This is a genomic window from Natrinema pallidum DSM 3751 (assembly GCF_000337615.1).
GTDB lineage: Archaea > Halobacteriota > Halobacteria > Halobacteriales > Natrialbaceae > Natrinema > Natrinema pallidum.
Window position 1 is genome coordinate 1 of record NZ_AOII01000090.1, and the last position, 3692, is coordinate 3692.

Genomic DNA, 3692 nt, shown 5'->3' on the forward strand with positions numbered 1-3692 from the left:
CTGTTTTAGCCACGTCGATCCAGCCACCGCAGAAACCTGGCTCCAAGCCCACGCCGTCTGGTGGAATCATGCTTAAGTTAACACGACCTCTACGGTGCCTATTCTACTACTTAGATTTTGGCTCAATTTAGAATCTGAGACATAACTAAGAGTGGTTTCTGACGGAAGATCTCCGAGTAGTGCTGCAGAACTAAGGGCCGATTCCGACGGAAGATCTCCGAGTAGTGCTGCAGAACTAAGAGCCGATTCTGACGGAAGATTTCCGAGTAGTGCTGCAGAACTAAGAGCCGATTCTGACGGAAGATCTCCGAGTAGTGCTGCAGAACTAAGAGCCGATTCTGACGGAAGGTCTCCGATCAAAGAGGCAGTAGAGATAGCTGATTTCGACGGAAGATCTCCGAGTAGTGCTGCAGAACTAAGAGCCGATCCTGACGGGAAGTTAGCCAACATTGGCGCGAAATTGGAACTCAATTTCGTTGAGGGGGTTTTTGAATTCTCTTCATTTCGATCATTGTCATGATTCCCATCATTCGCCATGCTCTATATCAGGAACGTGTCTATAAACGGCTTCTGCAAGGTCATGATCTCATGACATGCAAGCTATACAAGCTATACTTCCTGCGAATTTAGGGGAATGCCGGGATAAAGAACCGTACTACGATCTACTGCTAGCTGTCATTAGAAATCAGGTAGATCATTCGGTGGTTCGTAATCGGATTCCCAATCGATATATTCTTCCTTCAAAACCTCACATACAACCTGTCCTAATTCGGTTATTTCTGCGTTGATCGAAGATACCTTGCCCCACGAATCGAGATCGTTGTGATAGTCTCGTTCCTTCCAATCTTCTGGTATTCCAGGCGCATGATAGCCAACACGATCGGCAAACGAATCCCAAAAGAAGTCAAATTCACTGAATAACCCAAGATCAACAGAGATCCTAAACTCTTCCTCGCTAAGATCGGAGTCCGCACGCCATTCGTCGAACGCTTCCTCCCATGCCCCTTGTTCTAAAAAGTCCTGCAACTCCTCTCGCCGGTAATCAATCTCGTTCGGATCGTCCGCGCTGACCGTCGCATCCTCGTACTCGTTCGGATCTACAAACGATAGCTCAGGTGGGTTCGGTGGATCTACGTCGAGAGTCATGCCTGTATAACTGGTAGAGCACACAGAAACAAAAACAAGAGTGTTTCCTAGCTCTTGTCGGTCGCTCGGAGTATTGCCTTCGCTATTTCGGCTGCCGGGTTATCCGACTTGGCCAGTGCCTCGAGATCATCCCGGTGGCCCTCGATCTTGGTCTGTCCGCTCGACTCGTCGGCACTACTCATCATCGTCCTCGAGTGGTTCGATTAGCTTTTCCAGATAGTCGTGAACGTACCCGAGGCTTCGCGTGACGTTCTCGGGAGTACAATCCCGTAGCTCGGCCACCTGTTCCGGGGTCTGTCCCTTTACGACGACTCGATGATAGTGATATGCTCGTGCCGGAGACAGTCCCATCGCTACCAAATTGTTCAAGCTAATGTCGATATTGGTCTCGTCGTCACTCATTGTCGCACCTCGTCTTTCGCAAATTCCATCTCACAGATCCCACACCGAATCCCGTCTATATCGCGAGGGTTTTGGATCGAACTATGCCACAGGGTAGTAGTGCCTCGGTATTCTCGAGGTACTGTTCCAGCAGAACGTAATACCGCCTATCCGTTTGGTACGCTGCCTGACGCTTGTACCCGTCGTGATACGGTTCGACGACCGTAATAATCGGTGTTGTCGTCAAAGACCGGATCATGCCACCGCTTATGTCCGTGTCATCGATCGTCCAGTTCCGACCTGGCTCAGGCAGATCCTCGAGTACCCACTTATTCCGCATGAGGAAATGAATCGAACTCTGATCGAGACCCGTATACTTGGCCGGTTTAGTCGTCTTACTCTACATTGTCATACCTTCCTGCAACGAATCTGAGCCGGCCGTCTTCGACACGTTCGACAAAGCTCTCGAGATCGATTAGTTTGCTTTCGCCGCCATCGAGCAGTCGCAGTTGTGTGGTTCGATCCTCGTACACTGCAACCGAGTCGATCACGATTTCACGAGCCGGCTCGTCCTCCCACACCCATCGACTGTCGGACTCGATCGGGGCTGGGAGAGGATACGGCTCCTGGTTCATTGATGATCCACCGGCATGAACGCCTCGTGGCTCGTCTTACTGTTGTGCTCGCGGACAATCAACCAGTGAGCGTCTTTGATACCCTCGAATTGGTACTCGTCCGGCTCGTGATCAACGCTGGTCGTTTGGTTGATTTCGTTGCACTCGGGGCACTCAACGACGATCGTTGTCATTGGCCCATCACAGGTGCTTTGTCGCTCGATTCCGTCTCGACAAATTCGCTCTCTACCTCGGCCACCTGATTCGGCGGGAACTGCTCGTGCTTGCGTCCGGTGGGCGTCTCGAACCACCCGCCAAGCCATCCATTATCTCGGATTCGGATACGGTCGTAGGTCCGCGTATCGCCGTCTGTAAGCGTTACGTCGTAGTGTTCGGGTTCGTCGTGCATTGATTGGGGTTAGGTCGGTGGGTAGTTGCTGCGCTATTCGTTGGACGGCTCATGGACAATGATCGAATTGTGGGCCGGCGTGATCCAGCCCTCTCGCTCAAGAGGTCGGAGCTTCGAGTGCTTAATCCACTCCTTGCCGAATCCCGTTTTGCTGTGCGAGGGCGCTAATGGCGTCGATCGCCGGAACTCGGCCGCGCTCGTTCGTTCGCACACGTAACCACTGCCAGGTCTCGCGGAGTTCTGGGTCTCGTGGCCCGCCTAGATCCTCGTCGGGTAGGTGGGTTTTCACCGCCTCGCGAACGATCTCGCTGCGGGGGACATCATGGTCGTCCGCGAACTCGTCCAAGCGCTCTTTGAGATCTCGAGGAAACCAAGTATTTACCTGGGGCTCTGATCCTCATGACTAAAGGTCATTGGCATCGCCCTCGGTATAACAATCAGGGAACGTTGATATACACAGTTGAAACGTAGGTTGTCCTCGCCACGTCTGGTGATTTGATTCCCCTCGTTTCGACTAAACGGTATAGTGCTACAAGACCCCCATACGTCTCTCGGAGAGGTGTGTGGGGGGTTCGGTTCTACGTCTCTGGACGCAGGGACGGAACCACGGATACAACCATGAACACGAATGCAATATGCCGGGCTGCCTCTCTCTCTCGAGAGCTTCGAGGCTGCCTGCAGAGGCTTGAACCCGGCATACTCCATAGTCATGGGTTCGTGGTTCATGAGTATTCGGTAGCACCCTCATCGCACTTCTGCCTCTGGAGGGGTTTGTCCGCACATCGGACAGTCGTGTGACCCGTCCAGGGCATCCTCGAGTTTGTGGATCGTCGCCGTTCCAAACTCTGCAACTCGCCAGATCGACCAGAGGTGAGCACAAGCACCGGACTTGTACTCGTATCCGCGACAGTCACATCCACCGCGGAGGTCGCCCCGATCTCAAAACAGGACGACAGTATGCGGGTTCTGTGAGTCCGTGAGCGATACGTCCCATCGGAAGTGGCCGCGGGTATGAAGGATCATCCCGGCGCCCTCCGTCCGCTGGTAGCTTCCACGAGCGTGTCATAGAAAGCGTCACGTACGAAGCAGCAGGGTGCGGAAAGTGTGTCCAGCACAACCGCGACCCTGCAAGACGTTGCTTC

The 3692-nt window shown here is 53.3% G+C and carries 5 protein-coding genes and 2 pseudogenes; 1 reads left to right on the forward strand and 6 read right to left on the reverse strand.

What is annotated here, in order from left to right; all coding sequences use genetic code 11:
* Positions 1-76, forward strand: a pseudogene (locus C487_RS22250) (IS6 family transposase); the annotation flags it as partial.
* Positions 77-678: 602 nt separating this feature from the next.
* Here C487_RS22250 and C487_RS15640 read toward each other — a convergent pair.
* The 6 genes and pseudogenes from C487_RS15640 to C487_RS15660 form a co-directional block, all read right to left on the reverse strand.
* Positions 679-1146: a hypothetical protein gene (locus tag C487_RS15640; RefSeq protein WP_006186788.1), complete on the reverse strand. Its 468-nt coding sequence runs from the start codon at positions 1144-1146 to the stop codon at positions 679-681.
* A gap of 47 nt (positions 1147-1193) precedes the next feature.
* On the reverse strand, positions 1194-1328 hold the full coding sequence (locus tag C487_RS21745) for a hypothetical protein (RefSeq protein WP_275039950.1): 135 nt from the start codon (positions 1326-1328) through the stop codon (positions 1194-1196).
* The gene (locus C487_RS20445; protein ID WP_006186789.1) at positions 1321-1548 is read right to left on the reverse strand and encodes a hypothetical protein; all 228 of its coding nucleotides are present in this window, start codon (positions 1546-1548) and stop codon (positions 1321-1323) included. The genes C487_RS21745 and C487_RS20445 overlap by 8 nt, the downstream gene beginning before the upstream one ends.
* A 610-nt stretch (positions 1549-2158) precedes the next feature.
* Positions 2159-2335: a hypothetical protein gene (locus C487_RS20690; protein ID WP_161605720.1), complete on the reverse strand. Its 177-nt coding sequence runs from the start codon at positions 2333-2335 to the stop codon at positions 2159-2161.
* Positions 2332-2550 (reverse strand): hypothetical protein, encoded by a 219-nt coding sequence (locus C487_RS15655; RefSeq protein WP_006186792.1) that lies wholly within the window; start codon positions 2548-2550, stop codon positions 2332-2334. The genes C487_RS20690 and C487_RS15655 overlap by 4 nt, the downstream gene beginning before the upstream one ends.
* Positions 2551-2671: 121 nt before the next feature.
* A pseudogene (locus C487_RS15660) lies at positions 2672-2905 on the reverse strand (ribbon-helix-helix protein, CopG family); the annotation flags it as partial.
* Between the last annotated feature and the right edge of the window lie 787 nt (positions 2906-3692).

Excerpts from the sequence above, each read along its gene's own strand:
- C487_RS20445 (WP_006186789.1), bottom strand. The coding sequence starts at position 1,548 with ATGAGTGACGACGAGACCAATATCGACATTAGCTTGAACAATTTGGTA.
- C487_RS15655 (WP_006186792.1), bottom strand. The coding sequence starts at position 2,550 with ATGCACGACGAACCCGAACACTACGACGTAACGCTTACAGACGGCGAT.
- C487_RS20690 (WP_161605720.1), bottom strand. The coding sequence starts at position 2,335 with ATGACAACGATCGTCGTTGAGTGCCCCGAGTGCAACGAAATCAACCAA.
- C487_RS15640 (WP_006186788.1), bottom strand. The coding sequence starts at position 1,146 with ATGACTCTCGACGTAGATCCACCGAACCCACCTGAGCTATCGTTTGTA.
- C487_RS21745 (WP_275039950.1), bottom strand. The coding sequence starts at position 1,328 with ATGAGTAGTGCCGACGAGTCGAGCGGACAGACCAAGATCGAGGGCCAC.